20 protein-coding genes are annotated in these 21,914 nt (G+C 48.1%); 11 read left to right on the forward strand and 9 right to left on the reverse strand.

Annotation, left to right across the window (positions count from 1 at the left end):
- Positions 1-86: 86 nt before the first annotated feature.
- Positions 87-728, reverse strand: coding sequence for a hypothetical protein (locus tag VGN67_RS02715; RefSeq protein WP_327485228.1), 642 nt, complete (start codon positions 726-728; stop codon positions 87-89).
- 458 nt (positions 729-1,186) lie between these two features.
- On the opposite strand from VGN67_RS02715, the gene dprA reads away from it, so the two are divergent.
- Entirely contained in the window at positions 1,187-2,314 is a 1,128-nt protein-coding gene (dprA, locus tag VGN67_RS02720; RefSeq protein ID WP_327485229.1) for a DNA-processing protein DprA, read from the forward strand.
- Between the two features lie 6 nt (positions 2,315-2,320).
- Positions 2,321-2,959, forward strand: coding sequence for an ATP-binding protein (locus tag VGN67_RS02725; protein WP_327485230.1), 639 nt, complete (start codon positions 2,321-2,323; stop codon positions 2,957-2,959).
- 55 nt (positions 2,960-3,014) lie between these two features.
- Here VGN67_RS02725 and VGN67_RS02730 read toward each other — a convergent pair whose 3' ends face one another.
- The gene (locus VGN67_RS02730) at positions 3,015-3,446 is read right to left on the reverse strand and encodes a peptidylprolyl isomerase (protein ID WP_327485231.1); all 432 of its coding nucleotides are present in this window, start codon (positions 3,444-3,446) and stop codon (positions 3,015-3,017) included.
- Between the two features lie 71 nt (positions 3,447-3,517).
- Complete coding sequence (proS, locus tag VGN67_RS02735) at positions 3,518-4,993, reverse strand: proline--tRNA ligase (RefSeq protein WP_327485232.1); 1,476 nt, start codon at positions 4,991-4,993, stop codon at positions 3,518-3,520.
- A 180-nt stretch (positions 4,994-5,173) separates the two neighbouring features.
- Between proS and VGN67_RS02740 the strand changes: the two genes are divergently transcribed.
- Together VGN67_RS02740 and VGN67_RS02745 are read left to right on the forward strand one after the other, a co-directional pair.
- Positions 5,174-6,499: a hypothetical protein gene (locus VGN67_RS02740; RefSeq protein WP_327485233.1), complete on the forward strand. Its 1,326-nt coding sequence runs from the start codon at positions 5,174-5,176 to the stop codon at positions 6,497-6,499.
- A gap of 138 nt (positions 6,500-6,637) precedes the next feature.
- Positions 6,638-8,182, forward strand: coding sequence for a hypothetical protein (locus VGN67_RS02745; protein ID WP_327485234.1), 1,545 nt, complete (start codon positions 6,638-6,640; stop codon positions 8,180-8,182).
- Positions 8,183-8,267: 85 nt separating this feature from the next.
- On the opposite strand, the gene VGN67_RS02750 is transcribed toward VGN67_RS02745, so the two are convergent.
- The 3 genes from VGN67_RS02750 to VGN67_RS02760 all read right to left on the reverse strand — a co-directional run bounded on the left by VGN67_RS02750 (position 8,268) and on the right by VGN67_RS02760 (position 10,502).
- Entirely contained in the window at positions 8,268-8,774 is a 507-nt protein-coding gene (locus VGN67_RS02750; protein ID WP_327485235.1) for a shikimate kinase, read from the reverse strand.
- Positions 8,771-9,877, reverse strand: coding sequence for a BT_3928 family protein (locus VGN67_RS02755; RefSeq protein WP_327485236.1), 1,107 nt, complete (start codon positions 9,875-9,877; stop codon positions 8,771-8,773). The genes VGN67_RS02750 and VGN67_RS02755 overlap by 4 nt, the downstream gene beginning before the upstream one ends.
- Positions 9,878-9,953: 76 nt before the next feature.
- A complete protein-coding gene (locus VGN67_RS02760; RefSeq protein WP_327485237.1) occupies positions 9,954-10,502 on the reverse strand; it encodes a DUF1599 domain-containing protein in 549 nt (182 codons plus the stop codon).
- Between the two features lie 13 nt (positions 10,503-10,515).
- On the opposite strand from VGN67_RS02760, the gene folP reads away from it, so the two are divergent.
- From folP to VGN67_RS02785, 5 genes are all read left to right on the forward strand, one after another.
- Positions 10,516-11,391, forward strand: coding sequence for a dihydropteroate synthase (gene folP, locus VGN67_RS02765; RefSeq protein WP_327485238.1), 876 nt, complete (start codon positions 10,516-10,518; stop codon positions 11,389-11,391).
- Positions 11,392-11,433: 42 nt separating this feature from the next.
- Positions 11,434-12,252: a diadenylate cyclase CdaA gene (gene cdaA, locus VGN67_RS02770; RefSeq protein WP_327485239.1), complete on the forward strand. Its 819-nt coding sequence runs from the start codon at positions 11,434-11,436 to the stop codon at positions 12,250-12,252.
- Positions 12,253-12,390: 138 nt separating this feature from the next.
- Positions 12,391-12,648 (forward strand): 30S ribosomal protein S20, encoded by a 258-nt coding sequence (gene rpsT, locus VGN67_RS02775; RefSeq protein ID WP_327485240.1) that lies wholly within the window; start codon positions 12,391-12,393, stop codon positions 12,646-12,648.
- Between the two features lie 306 nt (positions 12,649-12,954).
- Positions 12,955-14,232, forward strand: a complete 1,278-nt coding sequence (locus VGN67_RS02780; protein WP_327485241.1) for a WD40 repeat domain-containing protein — start codon at positions 12,955-12,957, stop codon at positions 14,230-14,232.
- A gap of 260 nt (positions 14,233-14,492) precedes the next feature.
- Positions 14,493-16,118, forward strand: a complete 1,626-nt coding sequence (locus VGN67_RS02785) for an ABC-F family ATP-binding cassette domain-containing protein (RefSeq protein WP_327485242.1) — start codon at positions 14,493-14,495, stop codon at positions 16,116-16,118.
- 59 nt (positions 16,119-16,177) lie between these two features.
- Here VGN67_RS02785 and VGN67_RS02790 read toward each other — a convergent pair whose 3' ends face one another.
- The 3 genes from VGN67_RS02790 to VGN67_RS02800 all read right to left on the reverse strand — a co-directional run bounded on the left by VGN67_RS02790 (position 16,178) and on the right by VGN67_RS02800 (position 20,156).
- Positions 16,178-17,608: a gliding motility-associated C-terminal domain-containing protein gene (locus VGN67_RS02790; RefSeq protein WP_327485243.1), complete on the reverse strand. Its 1,431-nt coding sequence runs from the start codon at positions 17,606-17,608 to the stop codon at positions 16,178-16,180.
- 141 nt (positions 17,609-17,749) lie between these two features.
- A complete protein-coding gene (locus VGN67_RS02795; RefSeq protein WP_327485244.1) occupies positions 17,750-18,379 on the reverse strand; it encodes a gluconate 2-dehydrogenase subunit 3 family protein in 630 nt (209 codons plus the stop codon).
- 34 nt (positions 18,380-18,413) lie between these two features.
- Entirely contained in the window at positions 18,414-20,156 is a 1,743-nt protein-coding gene (locus VGN67_RS02800; protein ID WP_327485245.1) for a GMC family oxidoreductase, read from the reverse strand.
- A 373-nt stretch (positions 20,157-20,529) separates the two neighbouring features.
- Between VGN67_RS02800 and VGN67_RS02805 the strand changes: the two genes are divergently transcribed.
- Entirely contained in the window at positions 20,530-20,766 is a 237-nt protein-coding gene (locus VGN67_RS02805) for a hypothetical protein (protein ID WP_327485246.1), read from the forward strand.
- 179 nt (positions 20,767-20,945) lie between these two features.
- Positions 20,946-21,902, forward strand: a complete 957-nt coding sequence (locus VGN67_RS02810; protein ID WP_327485247.1) for an L-threonylcarbamoyladenylate synthase — start codon at positions 20,946-20,948, stop codon at positions 21,900-21,902.
- Positions 21,903-21,914 lie beyond the last annotated feature (12 nt).

Here is a 21,914-nt window from a genome sequence, read left to right on the forward strand (position 1 = left end):
TGGATTGACCGGATTTGAAATTTATTTCCTGCACTACACTTTTTAAGTGACGTTACAGGACGATCCGGCTATAATATTCAGACTGATTAGTAACGGCCCATGTTGGAATTCCGGTCAGTTCTGTCCCGATCACGGTCCCAGCTTCCTGAATCCCAACCGGTATGAATATTTTCGCCGCGGTAGGTTTTCCACTGATCTGAAATAGCTACCCCTTCTTCGCGGCTGCGAGGAGTTACACCTACCACAATACCACCTTCCTTGATACTGTTTTCATAGACTTCAGCCCGCTCTTTTGGAATACCTGAACCTACCAGTGCACCAATGATACCACCGGTGAGTCCACCAGCTCCGGCACCAGTCAGACCAGCTACGATAGGACCTGCAACTACCAGACCTAAACCTGGAATTGCAACTGCGGTACCAATAGCAGCGATAGCTCCGATAATAGCCCCGGCCGTTCCACCAATGGCGGAACCAATGCCAGCTTTCTCCATGGCTTTGTTGCCAAGTTCAGAGCGATCCTCCTTGTCTACTCCCTTGAAGTGAGTATCGCGGGTATCATTGGACATCAGTACTGAAATTTCATCCCGTGAATAACCCCGGTTAACCAGGTCCTGGTAGGCTCTTTCAGCGTCATCTTTGTCTCTGAAAACACCTGTAATGGTACCTGTTTCGTGGTCACCTTCTGTTCTGTTGTAGTCGCGGTCTGAATCTCTTAAATTTTCCATAACAAAAAAGGTTTTAAGGATAGTTTATAATAAAATATGTGAACATTTGAGGTATAAGTAAACTAAAGAATCATACCAGTATGCAAAGTAATTCAGGACAGATTTGGGATAATCCTCCCTGAAAGAAATTTGCCGCCGGATGAAATTATTTGGCTATAATTGCCTCACGGCCTCTAAAGAGAAACTTGTAAAAGATAATGACGTATAGTGAATAAAAAACAGACTAGAGATGAAGCAAGAAGAGGTGACATAGGAAAGCCCAAGAGTGATTAATGCTTATGTGGAATAGCGTTCGCAGTAGTTAGGTAGTCTCACTTAATGAGTAATAATATGCACATGTATATACGTTCAGGTAACAGGCAATACAGGAAAAATCAGACCTCAGGCGAAGCCCGGTTGATACGTTGTTTATAAAAATTATTTAATTTTCCATTAAATAAGAAGCTGAAGACGAGCCTATGCAGGATCAGGAAGAAGAAAAAATAAGTACGTTAGCGTTAGTGTATACCCCCGGTGTTGGCTCGGTCATGATAAGGCAACTGATAAGTTACTGTGGAGGTGCGTCAAATGTATTTAAGGCAGACTATAAGAAACTCATTAAAATACCAGGTATTGGAGAAAAAGCGGCCCGGACTCTTTTGACAAAACAGGGAGTTGAGCAGGGGCGAAAAGAATGGGAAGATTGCCAGAAACGAGGCATCAGACTCCACTTCTATACCGATGCTGATTTCCCCCGCCGGTTAAAGCCCCTGTATGATTCGCCTCTTGTACTGTATAGTCAGGGAAAGATGGAGCTAAACGCCTACCGTACAGTGGGCATAGTAGGTACCCGTCAGGTATCCGACTACGGAAAAGCTGTTACCGAGACCATCATAAAGGATTTGGTGCCTTATAAAGCGGTGGTGGTGAGTGGTCTGGCTTATGGTGTGGACATTACGGCCCACCGGGCCTGCCTTAAGCACCAGCTCGCTACCGTTGGGGTTATGGCCAGTGGACTTGATGTTATTTACCCGGCAATACACAATAAAACTGCGCAGGAGATGAAGCAAAACGGTGGTATTCTGACCGAAAATCCCCTGGGTGCTAAACCGGATTTCAGAAGGTTTCCGGCCCGGAACCGAATTATCGCCGGCCTTAGTGATGTTACCATAGTAGTGGAGTCGGCCCGGAGAGGGGGTAGCCTTATTACCGTTGAATTTGCCCAAAACTACCACCGCGAAGTGTTTGCGGTACCGGGTAGTTTGATGAGTCCGCAGTCGGAAGGTTGCCACCAGCTGATCAAAGATAACAAGGCTGCTGTATTCACAACGGTGGACGAAATGGCCGAGGCGATTGGCTGGAACCGGGCCGAATCAAAGATTCCTGACCCAGCCAGTACTTCGCCTGATTCTGTCCCAGTTTTTGACGGATTCACCCAGGAGGAAGGACAGGTGCTCTCCCTTCTGAAAAGACAGGGTACCATGCAACTGGATGATCTGAGTTGGCAGAGTGGCCTGCACCTGGGTAAGCTGGCGACGCTACTGCTCAATCTGGAATTTCAGGGGATGGTGCGGTCACTGCCAGGGAAAAAATATGCATTGGTTTAAAAACGTATGGTAAACACAAAAAAAAATACGCTGGAGCTAATCCAGATGGGTGAAGGATTAACCATTGAATTCAAACGTACTATTGACAGTCCCTTCCGGATTGCCCGAACCCTGGCTTCCTTTGCTAATACCGCAGGGGGTACCCTACTGGTAGGGGTAGCCGACAATAAAGATGTAGTGGGGGTACTGTCTGAACTCAGAGAGCTTCAGAAGCTGGAACGCGCCTGTACCGAGTTGGTGGATAAGGAACTTCTGATTCAATACAAAGCCGTTCAATTGGGTACTAAGCTGGTACTTAGGGTGGAAGTGGATGAAAGTGAAGATAAACCCCACTACGCAATCAACGAAAAAGGAGAACGGATTATTTATGTGCGGACTAAAGACAAAAGCGTACCTACCAACCGGCTGATGTTACCCGGTGAAGGAGATCCGGACACCGAAAAGCTGCTGGCCTCCCGGCAGGTGAAAAGCATTATTCAGTACCTCCGGCAGAATGATGCGATTAATGCCAAGCTCCTGTCACAGATGATAAACATTTCGGAAAAAAGAGCCGAGCGAATGCTGAACGACCTGGCGATAAAAAATATCCTGCTTCGCCTGGATCGGTACAAGCCCATTGCTTACAGCCTTAAGTTGGCCGAATAGCAAAAGAGGAACCGCAACGCGGCTCCTCTTTTGCTACTGAACAGAGGGTGACTTTTTATTCGATACCTACCAGTTCCAGTTCAAATATCAGGTCCTTACCCGCCAATGGATGGTTGGCATCAAGTATTACCGTATCGGACGTTACTTCCTTTACCACCACGGGAATTACCTGACCGCTGCCATCCTGGTGCATGTTCAGGGTAGTACCTACTTCCAGGGGAATATCAGCGGGAATATCTTTGCGGTCAAAATTAATAACCAGGTCTTCATTTATTTCACCATAGGCTTCTTCACTCGGAATTTCAATGGTTTTTTTCTCACCAATTTCCATTCCGGTTACACCATCGTCAAATCCTTTAATTACCTGTCCACTTCCCAGTTCGAAAGAGAGCGGATCACGTCCGGCCGAAGAATCGAACAGTTGCCCGTCAGGAAGAGTACCTGTGTAGTGCACTTTAACGGTGTCACCGGATTGTGCTTTTTTCATGATGTTTTCTTTTTAGATGTAAAAAACAATAAACAATGGTAAAAGTCTAAAGCGTTCACTATTGTTATATTTTAATACGATCGGGCAAATACCACTCTGCGGGTCGAAGGCTGACCAGAATAAATACAGGTACCGGGTTTTTCGACGGCATTCAGCGGAATACACCGTATGGTAGCTTTGGTTTCTTCCTTGATTTTCTCCTCGGTTTCGGGAGTGCCGTCCCAATGAGCCAGCACAAAGCCTGCCTTGCCATCAAGTACCTCCTTAAATTCCTGGTAGGTATCAACCTGGGTAGTATTTTCTTCCCGGAAAGCGAGCGCCTTGTTATAAATTGACTGTTGAATATCTTCGAGCAACTGACTGATGTACTCAGTGATTCCCTCCAGCGATACCGTTTCCTTGGTTTTGGTGTCACGACGGGCTACTTCCACCGTTCCGTTTTCCAGGTCGCGCATGCCCATGGCCAGCCGCACCGGTACCCCGCGCAGTTCATATTCGGCAAATTTCCAGCCGGGCTTGTTGGCATCGCTGTCGTCAAACTTCACCGAAACTCCTTTTGCTTTCAGTTCTTTTTTAATTTGGTCGGCCCTTTCGCGCAGCTGACCCAGTTGCTCTTCATTCTTGAAAATAGGTACTATTACAACCTGAATGGGCGCCAGTTTGGGAGGAAGTACCAGGCCGCTGTCGTCCGAGTGCGCCATAATCAGCGCACCCATCAGGCGGGTACTTACCCCCCAGGAGGTACCCCACACATGGTCAAGTTTGCCGTCTTTATCCTGGAACTTTACGTCAAAAGCTTTCGCAAAATTTTGTCCCAGGAAGTGCGAAGTACCGGCCTGAAGGGCCTTGCCGTCCTGCATCAACGCTTCAATACAATAGGTTTCCAGGGCGCCCGCGAAGCGTTCATTGGGTGTTTTTACACCCCGAACAACGGGTACCGCCATCCACTCTTCGGCAAAGGTGGCGTACACTTCCAGCATCTGTTCGGTTTCGGCAATGGCTTCCTGAGCGGTGGCGTGGGCCGTATGGCCTTCCTGCCACAGAAACTCCGCCGTTCTCAGGAACAGGCGGGTGCGCATCTCCCAGCGTACCACGTTAGCCCATTGGTTGATGAGCAGCGGCAGGTCACGGTACGATTGAATCCAGTTTTTATAGGTACTCCAGATAACGGTTTCGGAGGTAGGCCTGACGATGAGTTCTTCTTCAAGCTTGGCGTCCGGGTCAACGACGACACCCTTACCGTCCGGGTCGTTCTTAAGGCGATAATGGGTCACTACGGCACATTCCTTCGCAAATCCTTCGACATGAGCAGCTTCCTTACTCAAATAGGATTTGGGGATAAAGAGCGGAAAGTAGGCGTTGGTATGTCCGGTTTCCTTGAACATGTCATCCAAAGCCCGCTGCATTTTTTCCCAGATAGAATACCCGTAGGGTTTGATTACCATGCAACCGCGTACGGGCGAATTTTCGGCCAGGTCGGCCCTTCTTACCAGTTCATTGTACCATTCGGAATAGTTCTCGCTACGGGAAGGTAAGGCTTTACTCATGGGTAGTAGTAGTTAATAGAATACAGGTGACTTTTTGCCAGTCAAATACGCATACTGGGTTGCAAAGATAGTTTTTTATGTTATATTTGTACTTAACGGAGTCCGGGTATCGTTTTCAAACAATACGAACGGATTTTGTATTATACATGTTAATTAATAGAATATAACCCGATTTATGCCATGACTACCTTACGAAATGTGAAGTACTTGTCAGTGGTTGCTCTCATAGGGGTTTGGGGTTGTTCCTCCAACCAATATGCATCGCGCTCCGGGGAAGTGTATGATGACCTCTACGGCAACTCTTCTGATGTTGAGGTAGCCGTGAATAATCGTACGACCCGCGAAGCCAGCCGATACGACAACCCTGATTTCCAGTCTGCCAATGGTGTTGCTACTAACGAAGGCAGTGCAGATTATTATGATGAATCTTATTTGTCGTCCCGAAAAGTACAGCGTCGGGTAACGGATGAACCAGGGTACAACTCTGGTTTCCGCGAAGGCTATATGGCCGGACAAAATGCAATGTTTGATCCTTTCTTCATGAATTCCTATGGAGGGTTCTGGCCCGGCGCCAGTTCATCTTTCCGCATGGGCTTTCAGATGGGTATCAACCGTTCGCTACGTTTTGGAATGAGTCCCTTCATCGGAATGGGTGGTATGTACGCCTGGAACCGGATGGGATACAGCCCCTGGGGCTTTAACAGCTGGGGCTATGATCCCTTTATGGGAGGTATGGCCATGGGTGGCTGGGGAAGTCCCTTCTACGGAATGAACGGCATGGGAATGTACGGTATGGGTGATCCTTTCTGGGGTTATGGCGGCTTTAACAGCTGGGGTAATCCTTACGGAGGGTACTACGGTGGCTATGGCATGAATCCATGGGCCTATAATCGTCCGGTTGTTGTTGTCAATAATAACACAGACCGGAACGAATATCGCCGTACGTACGGTCCCCGTGGTAGTAGCAGTGGTGTTCGTAGTACTGATGCTTACAACCGTGATTTCTCAAATGCTACCCGTACCAACCGGAACGCAGCAAGTGGCCGTCAGGGAGTAGATAGTTATGATAATTCAGCCACGAACAATGCCCGTGGTACTACCAGCAGCGATGCTTACTATGCCCGTCCAAGGAGCAACAGCAGCGGAACCTACTACGACGGAAACAGTAGTTCAGGTCGTGCCGGAGTAGGAGCAGCAAGCAGTACTGGTGATTCGCGCCGTTCGTCCGCTAACAGTGATTACTACTATTCACGGCCACGCTCTAACAGCAGCGGAACATACCGGAGCAGTAGTAGTCCTTCAACCCGGAGTTACGAAAACAGCAGCCCGGCTTCTAATAGCAGATCGTACGAAAGTGGTACCCGTAGTAACTCTACCTACCAGGCTCCCAGCCGTTCTAACAGTACACCTTCGTACAACCAGAGCAGCCCCCGTAGCAGCGCACCAATGCCATCCAGCAGTCCCTCGTCGGGTAGCAGCGCTCCCCGTTCGCGTGGTCCAAGATGATAGATGTTGATTGAAAATAGGTGAAACAGAATTCACCGATGTGAGTTATATAAGGAGACCCCGTAGAATGTGATATTTTGCGGGGTTTTTCGTTTATTTTTTACCTTTTATTTTTTACCAAAATTCACAAAGAAGCCCATGAAAAAATCAGGAAAATGGATGGGAACGCTGGCCCTGCTGCTGCTGACGTTGACCTCCCAGGCACAGTACGCTTTTGATGCGTTAAGCTTCTCCGAAATAAATCAGACTGGTACTGCCCGCTTTCAGGGGGTAGGAGGTAACCAGGTTTCGCTGGGTGGCGATGCCAGTACCATAAGCGGTAATCCGGCGGGCCTCGGATTTTACAATCGTTCTGAACTGAGTATTAGTCCGGCATTTACAAATATTAACACCCGAAGTACCTACATTGACCAGGTAACTACCGACGGCAAAACTACCCCCAATCTGGCGCAGGCTTCGCTGGTGATTGCCGGCAGCCCGCAAAGCTTCAACCGGAAGTGGAAACGAACCTCCATTGGAATTTCGTTCACCCGACAGCAATCATTCCAAAACCTGTTTACCTATAGGGGTACTAATAATCGCTCCTCGTTTGGTGACTACGTAGTGGAGCAGGCCAATGCCCGCAATATCTCCGCCGAAAGGCTCGACCTGGAAGACTATAATCCTAACGTCAACGAGGCCTATTCGCTGGAAGGCGCCTACTACCAGTTGTACCTGATTAATCCTTCCACCGCAGTAGGCCCTCCTTACATCCGGTACGACCGCAACAGCCCAACCAGTCAGATGGGTACCTTTGATGCCCGTGGAGCCCACAGCCAATGGAATTTTGCTTATGCCGGTAACTATGACGATAAAGTTTACGTTGGCCTTTCTATTGGATTTAACCGTATCAACTACAACTACACCCACACCATTGACGAGCGCTTTACGGGAGGACAGGTTTTTCGTGGCCTTACCCATACCGAAGACCTGAACGTAACCGGTAACGGTTTGAACGGTACCCTGGGGGTAATTTACAAAGCTACTCCTGCCTTACAATTGGGTGGTTCCCTTACTTCCCCAACCTTTATGTCCATGCGCGAAACTTTTAACGAGGTAGCCGCCGTGGATGTCATTGGCGTCCCCACTGATAACCAGGGCGTATTTGTTCCGGATATTACCCGGATTCCCCTTGCACCCAATGACTTTGAATACAGTATCACCAGTCCACTGCGGGCAGCCGGTGGAGCTACTTACTTTTTGGGTACAAACGGCTTCCTTTCGGGAACGGTGGAGTATGTTGGGTACCGGGGCATGAGGGTAAACTCCCGCACGTTAAGTGGCATTGATAATACCAATTTCCGGAACGAGCAAAACGACGAAATCAGAAATACCTTCAATAATACCATTAATGTACGGCTGGGGGGTGAAGCCCGGATTCAGCAGTTCAGAGCGCGGGCGGGTGTGGCCTACCTGGGCGATCCCTACCGCTTTATGCTGGATGGCCTTAACCGGAGCAAGCTGTTGTTTTCGGGAGGTATCGGCTTCCGGACTGACCGGTTTTTTATTGACGCAACGGGTACCTTCAATACCTATAAATCTACCTATACTCCCTACGTACTTTTCAACCAGAACGATTATGCTTCCGTGGATATAAACAATCGGAATATCAATGTGATACTTACGCTGGGTACTTTCTTTTAAGCTTATTGACGTTTTCAGCAAGTACTTGTAAATAAAATAGGGAGGCGGCCAGTTGAACGGCCGCCTCCCTATTTTTGCGTCAGAATTAATGGAGTAGGGGGCGAATCAGGTACAGGAGTGTGTTAATGTCGGTTTCGCCGGAAATGGTCAGGTCAGCCTGGGAATAAAAGGGGAGCCGCGCTTCGTATTTGGTAGTTAGTTCTTTTTCCAAAGAAGAAACTCCGGACAGCAGCGGGCGGTCGTCCTGGCCGTGACTTTCAATGCGGCAGGCCAGAAGGACCGGGGGTACATCCAGAAATACGCTGATTCCATTGTCCCGGATAAATTGCATATTGTCAAAAAAGCAAGGTGCCCCGCCTCCGGTGGCTACCACCAATCCACGATTAGGGCGGGTTGTTTTAAGTACCCTGCTTTCCACTTCCCGGAAATATGCTTCTCCTTTTCCAGCAAATATCTCCGGAATACTCATTTGTTCTTCTTTTACAATGAGCTTATCCATATCCACAAACCGGTACCACAGCGCTTTGGCCAGTTTTTTTCCCAGGGTAGATTTTCCCGAAGAAGGCATCCCTACCAAGAAAATGTTTTTCATGGAGTTACCTGGCTATTTACTTGTGCCAGTACTTCTTCGGCCGTGGGGGTATCATTGTAGTGCCACTTTCCCTTTACCGTTCCTTCGTTGAGCAGCCAAATACCCGGATTGGAGCGGGAGATGGTTTTCAAAACCGTAGCATCCGCGTAATAGTAAGGTACCTGAAGTTGCTGGGCCTGGATAAATTTTTCGATTTCGGTTCCGCTGGCCGACGTAAGAATCACCGTCTCCACGCCCTGAGGTTTCAGCTCGGTAATTAATTTACGTATATCGGGGAATGCCGCCAGGTTGAGATCTTTCAGATTTTTAATGATGATAAACAGCTTTTTGCCCTCAAAAGAAGCCTGGGTAAAATCGGTTTCATCGTTCCAAACCCGGTAATCGGTTATTTTTGGCTTGGCCTCTTCATTCAGCACGACCATCTCTTTGAAGATATAGGTAGTGTCCGAGGGGAATTGCTCAAACTCAAAGTCCTTGCCGTCCCTTTCAAACACGTACGAATAACGCAGAGGCTCCGAAGGCTTCATTTGCTGCGGAATATTGGCTCCCACCCGATAAGGCAGCAGGTCCAGAATGGGCAGGTGACGAATAGCATAAAACGCTATACCCAGCGAAAGTACCGTGGCTGCCACCACAATAATGCCGGTAGGCATAGCCCGGAACTGGTGCCGCTGCCAGAGGATAATAAGAATAAGTACCAGCAGGAAGATATCCTTGCCAAAGGAAGTCCAGGGCTTGAGTTTAATGGCATCACCAAAACACCCGCAGTCGGTTACCTTGTTGAAGTAAGCCGAGTAGAAGGTCAGGAAGGTGAAGAAAACAATAATTATCAGCAGGAGCCAGGAAACGGTTTTGGGCTTATAACTCACCAGGAGCGCTACCCCCAGAATGACCTCGGCTGCACAAAGAAACACCGATAAGTACAGCGCAAAGGGAACCAGCGCCATAAAGAAGTCATGCAGGGCAGGTACATCGGTGGCGAATACTTCAAAGTACTCTTCCAGCTTTATCTGGGTGCCAACGGGATCATTGAGCTTAATGAGTCCCGAGAAAATAAAAATGACTCCAACAAGTACACGGGCTATTTGGGCGACAATCTTCATGGTAGAGATAGGGTATTTGTATAGCAATGCTGCAACTGTAATTTTAGTATTAGTTGGCCCTCAAAAATTGATTTTTTCAGGCGTTTGTACGCAAAGCGTTAGACTTTATCAGGCAAAATACACAGTAATTAATAATATCCTGATAGCCTGATTTGACGCCCTCCGAAACGAGCGTGTGTCCCTGATTATCCTCAATTTGCTTGATTCTGAGAAGCTTCATCAGAATAATGTCCGTCATGGAGCTAACCCGCATATCCCGCCAGGCTTCGCCGTAGTCATGGTTTTTATTGAAAAGTAATTCTTTTACCTCCACTACCTGCTCGTTATAGAGCCGACTCAGCTCATCCGCACTCAGCTCGCCGGTCTTTTGATCCTGCGCAATCTGGATCAGGGCCATAACGCAGTAGTTGATAATCCCCACAAATTCCGTCGAGACATCATCCTCTACTTTCTGAACTCCTTTTTCCTGAATGGTCCGGATTCGCTGGCCTTTTATGAATATCTGATCGGTGATGGATGGCAGGCGGAGGATACGCCAGGAAGTACCATAGTCTTTGTTTTTCTTTTCAAAAAGGTCTTGGCATTGTCGGATGATCTCCTGATATTCCGCTTCGGTTGATTTCACAGCAATAAAATGTATGGGTAGCGATTTAAAGAATAATACGTCGCAAGATATAAAAAAAACGCTCAATGTGGGGGGGCGGCTGGTGGAGCTTTCCCCGCCCGTGGTCATGGGTATCCTGAATATAACCCCCGATTCGTTTTTCAAAGGCGGGCGCGTCAGTTCCCATGCCGATGAGGTACTGCAACGGGCCGGTTCCATGCGGGAGCAGGGGGCGGGTATTCTGGATGTGGGAGGGTACTCAACCCGGCCCGGAGCCCGGGAGATAAGCCCCGCCGAAGAACAGGACCGGGTACTTCCGGTGATTGAAACCATCCGAAAAAACCTGCCGGACCTCCTGATTTCGGTCGATACTTTTCGGGCCGGGGTTGCCCGCGAAGCGGTTAGGGCCGGGGCGCATATCATCAACGACGTGGCGGGGGGAAACCTCGACCAGGCCATGTTTGCGACCGTGGCCGAGCTTAAGGTACCTTACATACTGATGCACATGCGGGGTACGCCCCAAACCATGACTAAACTTACGCAGTATGATAGGCTGGTACCTGACATCCTGAGGGAGTTGCAAAAGAAGGTAGCCGAACTTCGGCAACTCGGGGTAGCCGATATTATTGTTGATCCGGGAATTGGCTTCGCTAAAACGGGTGCCCAGAACTTTAAACTACTGCAGAACCTGGGTGAATTCCATCAGTTGGGATGCCCACTGCTGGTAGGCATTTCCCGTAAATCTTTCATTTGGCGTACCCTGGGGCATACGGCCGAGGAAGCTCTAAACGGTACCACGGTACTTAACACCCTGGCTCTGCAGCAGGGAGCGGATATACTGCGGGTACACGATGTACGCGAAGCGGCCGAAGCCGTAAAACTTTGGTGGTCAACAGTGGCGGCGGAGTAGAAAATTGGTAATTTAGGCCCTGTAAATAATTCCCACATCAAAATGCGCATTGGCTTTCTTACGGTTAACTGGACCGATTTGCTCGATATATTATTGGTTGCCTTTCTGCTATACCAGATTTACTACCTGGTCAAAGGCAGTATTGCCAGCCGGGTATTTTTGGGGTACCTGTTCGTATATATTTTCTACCTGATAGTAAAGGGTCTGGGCCTGGAACTCCTTACTTCCATCCTACAGTACTTTATGGGCGTGGGAGCCATTGCCCTTATTGTTATTTTCCAGCAGGAAATCAGGCGCTTTTTGTTAATCATCGGGAGATCAACTGTTTTTACCAACAGCCGTTTCTTGTCCAATCTTTTTGGCTCGGCGGTGGTCAATATCCGCGCCCAGACCCTAAAAGAAGTAGTTGAAGCCTGCCGGACTATTTCCTCCGATTTCAACGGAGCCCTGATTGCCATTAAGAAAAATGATGACCTGGAAAAGTACATCCAGACGGGCGAGCAGCTGGACTCAAGGGTTTCCAGACCACTCCTGATTTCGCTTTTTAACCAGTACAGTGTCCTGCACGACGGGGCCGTTATAGTCCAGGATGACCGCCTGAAGGCCGCCCGTTGTGTACTACCCGTAGCCGATGGGGAAGATGTACCTTCCACGCTGGGCTTCCGGCACCGGGCGGCCATTGGTATGAGTGAAGCAACCGACGCCGCCGTGGTGGTAATTTCGGAACAGACCGGGCGGATCTCCCTTTCGGTAGAAGGTGAACTATACGCAAATATTCCTCCCTCCGAACTGGAAATCCGGCTGAAAGAGTACCTGATGTCGGGGGCACAACGGCAGCCGGCAAAAACAACGAAGGACTGAAAGTTTGAACTGGCAAGTACCCAGGCGTGGCCGGAATAGCCAGCACCCTAATATTAATACTGCCAAAATTTTGGTTTTTGAGGTAGATATGCCTATTTTTGCAGACCTTTTCAAGTATAGAAAAAATTCATTTCAAAAATGGCAAATCATAAGTCTGCATTAAAGCGTATTCGTGCCAACGAAACCAAGCGCCTGCGTAACCGTTACCAGCACAAGACTACCCGTTCTTTTATTAAAAAATTGAGAGGAACCACCGAACCCGAAGCGGCTACCCAACTTTACAAAGAGGTATCTTCTATGCTGGATCGTTTGGCCAAGAAGAACGTTATCCACAAAAATAAAGCGGCTAACCAAAAGTCAAAACTGGCTCGTTTCGTTAACTCACTGGCGGCTTAAAAGCACTACCAGGTAAAGACATTTGAACCCCGGCTGCCAAAAGCGGCCGGGGTTTTCTACGATGGGCCAATGTCCTGAAATTCTAAGTAAGTAATCTTTTAAGTGTCAGAGCCATCCCCGTCAGCCTGGGATCTATCCCATCTTTAGCCTAAAAGGCAGGAGAAAAATTGTGTTTGGACTTTCTTTTTATTATATTGCGATAATGACATCCTTGTAACCGTGTTTTATATCGGGTACAAGGATTATTTCGATAGTGCCGTTAAAAAAAACAAAAACACAATTTTAAACTTAACTGATTGCAATTGTATGAGAAAACTCGCATTATTAGCAGGTTTGGTAGCCATGGGAACTGTTCCTGCCTTTGCCCAAACTGCTCCGATTACATTTAATGCCCGTGGTCTGGTGGCTGTATCCGACGCAGATATGGCAGCTTCGGCCTTTATTGATGGTAAACTTCTTCGGGACAATGCAGTAAAAGATAAACTGGCCACGATTAAGTTTCCTTTGCAGCGTGGAGGTAAAACTTTCGAAAGTATCATCGTATCTAATTCAGCACTGACTTATAGCAAGAGTATCGCAGTACCAAAAAATGGTGGTCTGGCCTATGTGCTGGATGCACGGGTAAGCCCGTCTGACGATGTTACCGAATACAAAAATACCATGCAGGAGTTTCCGGAAGGCCAGAAACTCACCGTAGTTGATATCGTAAACCTGTCAGCTCCCAAACAGAAGTTTGCATTTGCCGTAGGCAAAAACCCTACAGCCATAGATATTAATAAGAATGAACTGATGGTAGCCACCAGTGAGGTCGGCAAAGAGCTGGTATTCCTGGAAGTAAATGAAGACGGAAAGCCAACACGTCTGGCTCATTTGCCTGCTCAACTTGACAGTACCCGTATCATTGACCTGTCGTTTCATCCAAATGGTAACTACCTGGCCGTAACCCTGGATCAGACCAAAGAAGTAGGTCTGTATCGTATCGTACGTGACGGAGCCGGTAAGCTCAAGAATATCGAGATGATAGGAAAGCCTTTCAAAGCCGGTAATAATCCGGCTACCGGTAAGTTCTCGGCAGATGGTAAGCACTACTTTGTATTGGATACTAAAGGGACCGTTGGAAAAGCTACCGGTGAAGGTGAGCTAATGGTTATTGAATTTTCACTGGATGGTTCAGCCGAGCATAAAGTAGTGAGCAAAACCCCAGTAGGCCTCAACCCTGGCGCTTTTGCCGTCAATCCTGAGGGTACTATGATCGTAACGGCTAACGTAGGAAAGAGTGCCCAGCCTTGGACAGAAACCAATGCGGGCGGTGGTAGCTCACTGACCCTGCTAAAAGTAGGAGCAGACGGTGCCATGACCAAAGTGGCCGACTATCCCGTAAATGGTATTATGCCGCAGAGTGTTGCCTTTGACAAGGACGGGTCCAATGTAGCGGTAGCTATTTATGAGTACCTCGATTATGGTAACCGTACCGGAGGAATTGAATTCTACAGCGTGGCCAAGGGAGATACTCCTGCGCTGACCAAGCAGCCCGGTCGAATCAGTGTTGAGCGTGGTTGCCACACGATCCGCGTCATTCCCTGATTTGCCATAGTACACAAAAAACAGATAGGGCCGGTGGATTTACCACCGGCCCTATCTGTTTTTTGAAGGTAAAGACCTGGACAAGTGCTATTGAGTAAAATTTACAAAGTACCTTACTCCCTCATTTAATAAATGTATAGTCCAAAATAAATCTTTAAGTATAAACTTCTAAAAGAAAGGTTTAGGATTGGCCGGGGCTTATTTTTTCCTGTGAATTTTCGTAAATTTGCGCTTTCAATCATAAAAAAATACAACAATACATGATCACGGTTCAGAACGTATCCTTACGGTACGGCAAGCGAGTGCTTTTTGATGAAGTAAATATAAAATTTGTCCCTGGTAACTGCTATGGCGTTATTGGTGCCAACGGAGCCGGGAAGTCTACCTTTCTCAAAATATTATCGGGTGAAATAGAGCCGCAGACGGGAAACATTCACATGAATCCGGGCGAACGACTGGCGGTATTAAAGCAGGATCAGTATGGCTACGACGACTATTCCGTCATGGATACGGTGATAGTAGGCCATGAGAAATTGTACCGCATTATGAAGGAGCGGGAGGCTATTTATGCCAAAGAAGAATTCACGGACGAAGACGGCGAAAAGGCGGCTAACCTGGAAGCCGAATTTGCCGATTTGAACGGTTGGGATGCGGAAAGTGAAGCGGCTCAGCTGCTGAGTGGTTTGGGAATAAGTGAGGAGTACCACTACACCACTATGGGGGATATCAACGCCAACGATAAGGTGAAGGTACTACTCGCGCAGGCTCTGTTTGGAAATCCGGATGTGCTCCTGTTGGATGAACCTACCAACAACCTGGACATTGAAACGGTACTCTGGCTGGAAGACTTCCTGGCTAACTTCAAAAATACAGTCATAGTCGTATCACACGACCGCCACTTCCTTGACCAGGTGTGTACGCACGTAGTGGATATTGATTTCAGCAAAGTACAGATGTATACCGGAAACTATACCTTCTGGTACGAGTCGAGCCAGTTGGCCCTGAAGCAGCGCCAGGATGCCAACAAAAAGGCCGATGAAAAGCGTAAGGAACTGGAAGAATTTATACGCCGGTTCAGTGCCAACGCTTCGAAATCGAAGCAGGCTACTTCGCGCCAGAAGTTACTGGAGAAAATTTCCGTGGACGATATCAAACCATCTTCGCGGAAGTACCCTTACGTGGCGTTCAAATCCGAGCGTGAAGTAGGAGACCAGATACTGCGGGTCGAAGGCCTTTCCAAGACGGCCGAAGACGGGACCGTTCTGTTTAAAAATGTAAGTTTTAACGTCAATAAAGGGGATAAGATAGCTTTCAATAGCCGCAATATGCTGGCGGTAAGTACCTTCTTTGACATCATCATGGGTGAGCAGAAAGCCGATAAAGGTACCTTTACATGGGGTGTTACGGTGACCAACGCCTATTTTCCCAAAGACCCGACGGAGTTCTTTCAGACTGACCTGAATCTGGTCGACTGGCTTCGTCAGTATTCAACCGAAAAAGATGAAAGCTTCATTCGGGGATTTCTGGGTCGGATGTTATTCTCGGGAGAAGAATCCCTGAAGAAAGCCACTGTACTGTCGGGAGGGGAAAAAGTACGTTGTATGCTGTCGCGTATGATGCTTTCGGGAGCGAACGCCCTGGTTATGGATGACCCTACCAACCACCTGGATCTGGAATCCATTACGGCCCTTAACAACGGCCTGATTGATTTTCCGGGCAATATCCTGTTTTATTCCCATGACCACCAGTTTATCCAAACGGTAGCTAACCGTATCATTGAGGTTGGACCAAAAGGTATGCTGGACAAACTAATGAACTACGACGAGTACCTACAGGATAATTACATAAAGGACCAGCGACAGTCACTCTATAGTGTTCCTGCCTGAGGATTGAATTGCTGAATTATTGGAACCAAATAAGAGGGGTACTACCAAGGGTACCCCTCTTATTTTAATAGCATGACCGTGCCGGTTCGGCGGTAGTCTTTACCACTGGTATCTTTAAGCACAATGATATAGGCATAAGTCCCGGACGGTAGAATCGTATCCCGGTACTTACCATCCCAGGATTTGGCCTGATCAGTACTTTGAAAAATTAAGTTTCCCCATTGGTTAAAAACTGATATGGAGTAGTTGGGAGGTACTTCCCCTTTTATTTCAAAGAAATCATTAATACCGTCGTTGTTGGGGCTAAAGGCAGCAGGGATAAAAAGGGGTGAATTGGAAGTGCAAAAACCTGGGGGCGTTTTGCCGCAGCGGATGGGGGAGGTGACAATACCGGTCGTACCACTTTGCCGTAGTTGATAACAATGGGAAGTACCACAGGTTAATTCCTGATCAATAAGCTGGCCTTCCCCTCCTAAAGAAGTTACGTTTTTCCAGACACTACCGTCTTTAAGTACTTCAATGGTAGCATTGCCTCCCGTCGGGATGAAGGTTTTCCAAACGAGCTGGTTATGGTCAGGACTACCGGTTAATTTTAAGAGGGGGGTACAGGCCAGGTCGGAGCGGTAGGTTTCGGCCAGGCAGGTATCAGTAGCCTGAATCCGGAAACAAACCGAAGTGGTGGAGTCAATCAAGGCTTTTACCTGGTCATTCATTTTTCTTGAAACTAACCCCGTTGAAACAAAAGCACCCTCCGGAGCTCGCCGCATAAGTACCAGTTCGGTTCCCAGCGGATTTTCAAAAAGCAGATCGGCACTCGTTGCACTGGTTGTGTGAAGCTCCTTTATTTTGGGCTTGGTCGATGGGGTTTGGGGGTCATATTTTAACACCAGAGTACTTCCTTTGCAACTTCTGAATCGATGTACGCCCCAGATTTTTACAGTATAGGACCTGGGTATTGTATATTGATGACTGGTATTCCTTTGAAATTCCTGTAACTCCCGGATATTACCATCCCCCCAGTCGACCCAGTAAGTCTGGTACTCGGTAGGTTGGTTGGGGTCAAGTACCAGTTTAACTTTGCCATCCGGGCAGGCAATTAACCGGGCTTTGGGAGCAAGTGTATCAATAACTACTACCCTTTGACAACTCATTAGTTTTCTCCCTTCCTTTTCTGACAATTGTACAATGGTGTAGGTACCTGGTCTTTTGAAGGTATGAACAGAGTCTTTCTTTAAACTGTCGGGTACCAGAGGGCCATCTTTATAATCATACAGGGTTAGGGTATTTGTGGCACCCGCCAGGGTATTTCTTACTTTTATGGTGAGGGGCAAACAGCCGTCCAGATAGGTAATTGACATGTTGCCGGTACCATAGTCGAGGCGGTTAGGTATGGTATTTGGGCACTGACCCACTACCACCTGATTCGTTAGAATAGTGAGAAGGAAATATAGGATGAGATATCTTGAAATGGATCGGAAAGGTTGCTTCATAGATGTGTATCGCGAAGTGTACCCTAAACTACTGGTACAACGGAATGTTCAGAACAGGAGTTTAATTGAAATGTACAAAAAAAGCGGAGAAATCAGATTCTCCGCTTCTACTATGTTTCAAAATAAATAGTTAACCCATCCTTAGTAGCTTACGCCATACTGCTTAAGTACATCGGCCGGTACCCCTTCCCACTGGTTAGGAGTATTGCCCATGTAGCCTATGTCCTTAATCCCCTCCTTGCTACTATAAAAGCCGGTAGCGGTAAAGTTGCGCATGATGTTAAAAAAGGAGACGCCCTGGCTCATCTCAGGTTTGGCCTTTTCGGGGTAAGCGATATCATCCACCAGCGCTATTTGCTGTGCTTTTGTACTTTCCACAAAGGTTTTCCCAAACCGTTTCCGGGATTCCATATCCAGCCACCGCAGGCCACCCCGCATGGGTGTTTGCCATTGGGGCTGGTCTTTCATCATGAATTCAATAAAGGCCGGTACGCCCGACTGTGAAGCACTCCCTGATTTGGCATCGGCCGGAATTATAATGTCCGCCAGTACGGTTACCGTAGCCAGTTCCTGGGCCGTAAAGAATTTCTCCTTCATCAGACGCGCATCCCGGATGGCTTCTTCTTTAAGGCGTCCGCCCGGTATTTTTATGGGGTCATCTGCCAGGGCGGTTTCCAGTTCCCTTTTTTCGGCCAGTGCTTCCTGGGGATTGAGCCCTACCATGCCCAGGGAGCTAAGGGTAAGGGCTTTTAATGAATCTCTGCGTTTCATGTTTTGTAGGATTAAAATACTGAGCTAATCGCTATTACAAGTTCTTTTGTTTGACCTGATCTGTAATATATTCAGACGCCCGCATGGAAAGGGCCAGAATAGTCAAGGTAGGGTTCTTGTCGGCCTGGGATACAAACGAACCCCCATCGACGACAAATACGTTTTTGGCGTCGTGCGCCTGGGAGTATTTGTTCAGAGCCGAGGTTTTAGGGTCATTGCCCATGCGTGAAGTACCTACCTCGTGGATAATGCGACCCGGTGCTGCCAGGCCATACTGACGATCCTCGCCAGGTTTATTACCCACAGGAATACCACCCAGCGCATGAATGATTTCCTCAAAAGTATCCTGCATGTGTTTGGCCTGTTTTATTTCGTAGTCAGACCATTTATAGCTGAATCGTAGTACCGGAATCCCGTATTTATCTACCACATTAGGGTCTATTTCGCAGTAGTTGTCTGCCGTGGCAACGGCTTCACCCCGGCCCGACATACCTATATAAGCTCCGTAGAAACGACGGTAATCTTCCTTCAGCGAAGCACCGTAGCCCCCGGCCTGTTTTGTTCTTCCGTCGGGTGTAGGGTATTTTCCATTCGTGCTCTCTATACCCCAGCCAAAACCGTAGCTGGGCATTCCCATTCCTCCGCCGTATTCTATGTGGTACCCGCGCGGGAAATCCAATTTTTTATTATCAAGCCACCAGGGCGAGTATATGTGAGCACCACCCACGCCGTCTTCGTTGTAGCGTTTGCGGTCCATCATCTTGGGCATAAAGGCACTCCTTGAAGCACCGGTAGAATCATGAAGATACTTGCCAACGACACCGCTCGAATTAGCCAGTCCATTAGGGTGATATGCCGACTTTGAGTTCAATAGCAGACGGGCAGATTCGCCGGCACTGGCGGCCAGAATGACCACTTTGGCTTTAACAGTATGTTCCGTCAGTTTTTCTTTATCAACATACGACACTCCCGTAGCCAAACCAGTTGCGGGATCTGTAAGTACCTCCCGCGCCATGGCATTGGTAATCAGGGTAACGTTACCGGTTTTCAGGGCCGGGATTACCAGCACCGACGAGGCCGAGAAATCAGCGTAAGCCTGGCAGCCCCGGCTGCACTGATGACAATAAAAACATTGTCCCCGTTCGTTGTTGATGGGTTTGGTCAGAATGGAAAGGCGTGACGGAATTACTGGTACATTCGCCTTTTTACCGGCATCTTTAATAAACAACTCGTGCAATCGGGGTTTGGGAGGGGGCAGGAACATTCCATCAGGATCATTGAACAGACCCTCGGCAGAGCCAAACACCCCGATCAAATTTTCTACCCGGTCGTAGTAAGGTTTAACGTCGTCGTAGCTAATGGGCCAGTCTTCTCCCAATCCATCAATACTTTTGCGGCGAAAATCGTTCGGCCCGAATCTTAGGGTAATACGTCCCCAGTGGTTGGTCCGGCCACCGAGCATACGGGAGCGAAACCAGTCAAACTGGGTGCCATTTTTACGGGTATAAGGTTCTCCCTCGATTTCCCAGCCACCCCAGGCGGCGTCAAAATCCCCGAATGGGCGGGTAGTGCTAGCGCCCCGACGCGGCGACTCCCAGGGCCATTTCAGCTGTGTGATATACTTTGGGTCGGCTGGGTCGTAGTAGCCACCTGCTTCCAGTAAAGCTACTTTTGCCCCCGCTTTGGAGAGCTGGTGCGCTGCCATACCTCCACCGGCACCGGAGCCAATAATACATACATCAAAAACAGCAGGCTGTTCTTTTATCTGAAAACTCATAGTGATGGTTTATGTGAAAAGGATTTGAGTTAGACCAATTGATAAAAGCCTTTAGTACTTATAATATACTTGAAAGTACTACTATTAGTAAAATAAATTAAAAACCTTTTTCAAGGTAACCATAAGTAGTAGGTATAGTGCATAAGTATGTACCAGCTTAAGGCAGCCGTTGATGCCAGGTAAAATAAATAATATGCCAATAAAAAAAGTGGTGACATATAACCTTAGAATGAGAAAACTTTACCCACCACATATTACAAAAAAATGTTTAAAGAATACAAAAGAAGCCAGGCATAATTTTTTAATACTCTTTATCAGGATGCATAGCGCATCTTATAATGTCAACTTAAATTCACAACAAACTTCTATTACAATGGCAACTAACCAAAACAGCGGAAACCGCGGAGGACAAGGCGGTCAGCAGGATCAGAAAGGACAAAAGTCAGGCCAGCAAAATCAGGGTGGCGGACGTCAGGGATCACAAGCAGATCAAAGCCAAGAGCGGGGCGGAAGCCAGCAGGGCGGTCGTGATCGCGACATGGAAGATGAGAACATGCAGCGTGACCAGAAGCAAGGTACTAACCGTGGTACAACTACCGATAAGCGTTAGTTCTCATTATTAGATTAATTCATTGTAGTTAATACAATACAAAGAGGGGGGTCTATCAGCAACACTGGTAGTTCCCCCTCCTTGTTTTTTGAAGGTTACCAACTGAAAAGTAACAACAGGTACCTCCATCTGTTCAAATAACAAGGCTTTGATTACCTTTGCGGTGAAAAACTACCGCATTGGCAACAACCGGACACGATATTGATAAGGCAAAGGCTTATTTAGGGCAGGGGCAACTGGTGGCTATTCCGACCGAAACCGTTTATGGACTGGCCGGTAACGCGCTGGACGAAGCGGCCGTACTTTCGATATTCCAGGTAAAGAACCGACCTTCCTTTGACCCCCTTATCGTCCATATTGCTTCAACCGATACCTTACCCATACTAGTGAAAGAGGTACCTGCGCTGGCTCTGCGATTGGCGGAAGCTTACTGGCCCGGACCACTGACCTTGCTCCTTCCCAAGCAGTCCCTGATTCCTGACCTGGTTACCTCCGGGCTGGATACCGTAGCCATCCGGATTCCGAATCACCCGCTTACCCTCCGCTTACTACAGGCGCTGGATTTTCCCCTGGCTGCACCCAGTGCTAATCCCTTCGGATACATTAGCCCCACGCAGGCCCGGCACGTAGCCGAGCAGTTGGGTGAAAAAATACCTTATATTCTGGACGGAGGTGAATGCGAAATAGGGATTGAGTCAACCATTGTGGGATTTCCGGATGGGAAGCCCCTGGTTTACCGCCTCGGCGGGTTGTCCATTGAAGCCATTGAAGAAGTAATTGGCCCTGTTAACTACTTACCCCATTCAACCTCCAGTCCCCGGGCACCCGGTATGCTTCAAAGTCACTACGCACCGCGGAAACCATTTTATTTGCAGGAAAAACTGGAACTTCAGCCCGGAGCGTCCGAAGCTATAACTGGCTATTTGTTATTTGACAAGTACCTGGAAGGGGTACCCCGGGAGTACCAGCGGGTGCTTTCGCCAACGGGTGACCTGGTACAGGCGGCCCAAAAACTGTTTGCCTTCCTGCGGGAGCTGGACACGCTGCCGGTAGCCGAGATTCGGGCCGAAATGGTACCCGAAACGGGTTTGGGGAGAGCCATCAATGACCGGTTGAGAAGAGCCGCCGCCCGGTAATTTTTTTAGAAA

The sequence above is a fragment of the Telluribacter sp. genome, from assembly GCF_035998675.1.
In the GTDB taxonomy this organism is placed as follows: domain Bacteria; phylum Bacteroidota; class Bacteroidia; order Cytophagales; family Spirosomataceae; genus Telluribacter.

Coding starts and splice junctions, on each gene's coding strand:
- VGN67_RS02715 (WP_327485228.1), bottom strand. CDS start 728: ATGGAAAATTTAAGAGATTCAGACCGCGACTACAACAGAACAGAAGGT.
- dprA (WP_327485229.1), top strand. CDS start 1,187: ATGCAGGATCAGGAAGAAGAAAAAATAAGTACGTTAGCGTTAGTGTAT.
- VGN67_RS02725 (WP_327485230.1), top strand. CDS start 2,321: ATGGTAAACACAAAAAAAAATACGCTGGAGCTAATCCAGATGGGTGAA.
- VGN67_RS02730 (WP_327485231.1), bottom strand. CDS start 3,446: ATGAAAAAAGCACAATCCGGTGACACCGTTAAAGTGCACTACACAGGT.
- proS (WP_327485232.1), bottom strand. CDS start 4,993: ATGAGTAAAGCCTTACCTTCCCGTAGCGAGAACTATTCCGAATGGTAC.
- VGN67_RS02740 (WP_327485233.1), top strand. CDS start 5,174: ATGACTACCTTACGAAATGTGAAGTACTTGTCAGTGGTTGCTCTCATA.
- VGN67_RS02745 (WP_327485234.1), top strand. CDS start 6,638: ATGAAAAAATCAGGAAAATGGATGGGAACGCTGGCCCTGCTGCTGCTG.
- VGN67_RS02750 (WP_327485235.1), bottom strand. CDS start 8,774: ATGAAAAACATTTTCTTGGTAGGGATGCCTTCTTCGGGAAAATCTACC.
- VGN67_RS02755 (WP_327485236.1), bottom strand. CDS start 9,877: ATGAAGATTGTCGCCCAAATAGCCCGTGTACTTGTTGGAGTCATTTTT.
- folP (WP_327485238.1), top strand. CDS start 10,516: ATGGGTAGCGATTTAAAGAATAATACGTCGCAAGATATAAAAAAAACG.
- cdaA (WP_327485239.1), top strand. CDS start 11,434: ATGCGCATTGGCTTTCTTACGGTTAACTGGACCGATTTGCTCGATATA.
- rpsT (WP_327485240.1), top strand. CDS start 12,391: ATGGCAAATCATAAGTCTGCATTAAAGCGTATTCGTGCCAACGAAACC.
- VGN67_RS02780 (WP_327485241.1), top strand. CDS start 12,955: ATGAGAAAACTCGCATTATTAGCAGGTTTGGTAGCCATGGGAACTGTT.
- VGN67_RS02785 (WP_327485242.1), top strand. CDS start 14,493: ATGATCACGGTTCAGAACGTATCCTTACGGTACGGCAAGCGAGTGCTT.
- VGN67_RS02790 (WP_327485243.1), bottom strand. CDS start 17,608: ATGAAGCAACCTTTCCGATCCATTTCAAGATATCTCATCCTATATTTC.
- VGN67_RS02795 (WP_327485244.1), bottom strand. CDS start 18,379: ATGAAACGCAGAGATTCATTAAAAGCCCTTACCCTTAGCTCCCTGGGC.
- VGN67_RS02800 (WP_327485245.1), bottom strand. CDS start 20,156: ATGAGTTTTCAGATAAAAGAACAGCCTGCTGTTTTTGATGTATGTATT.
- VGN67_RS02805 (WP_327485246.1), top strand. CDS start 20,530: ATGGCAACTAACCAAAACAGCGGAAACCGCGGAGGACAAGGCGGTCAG.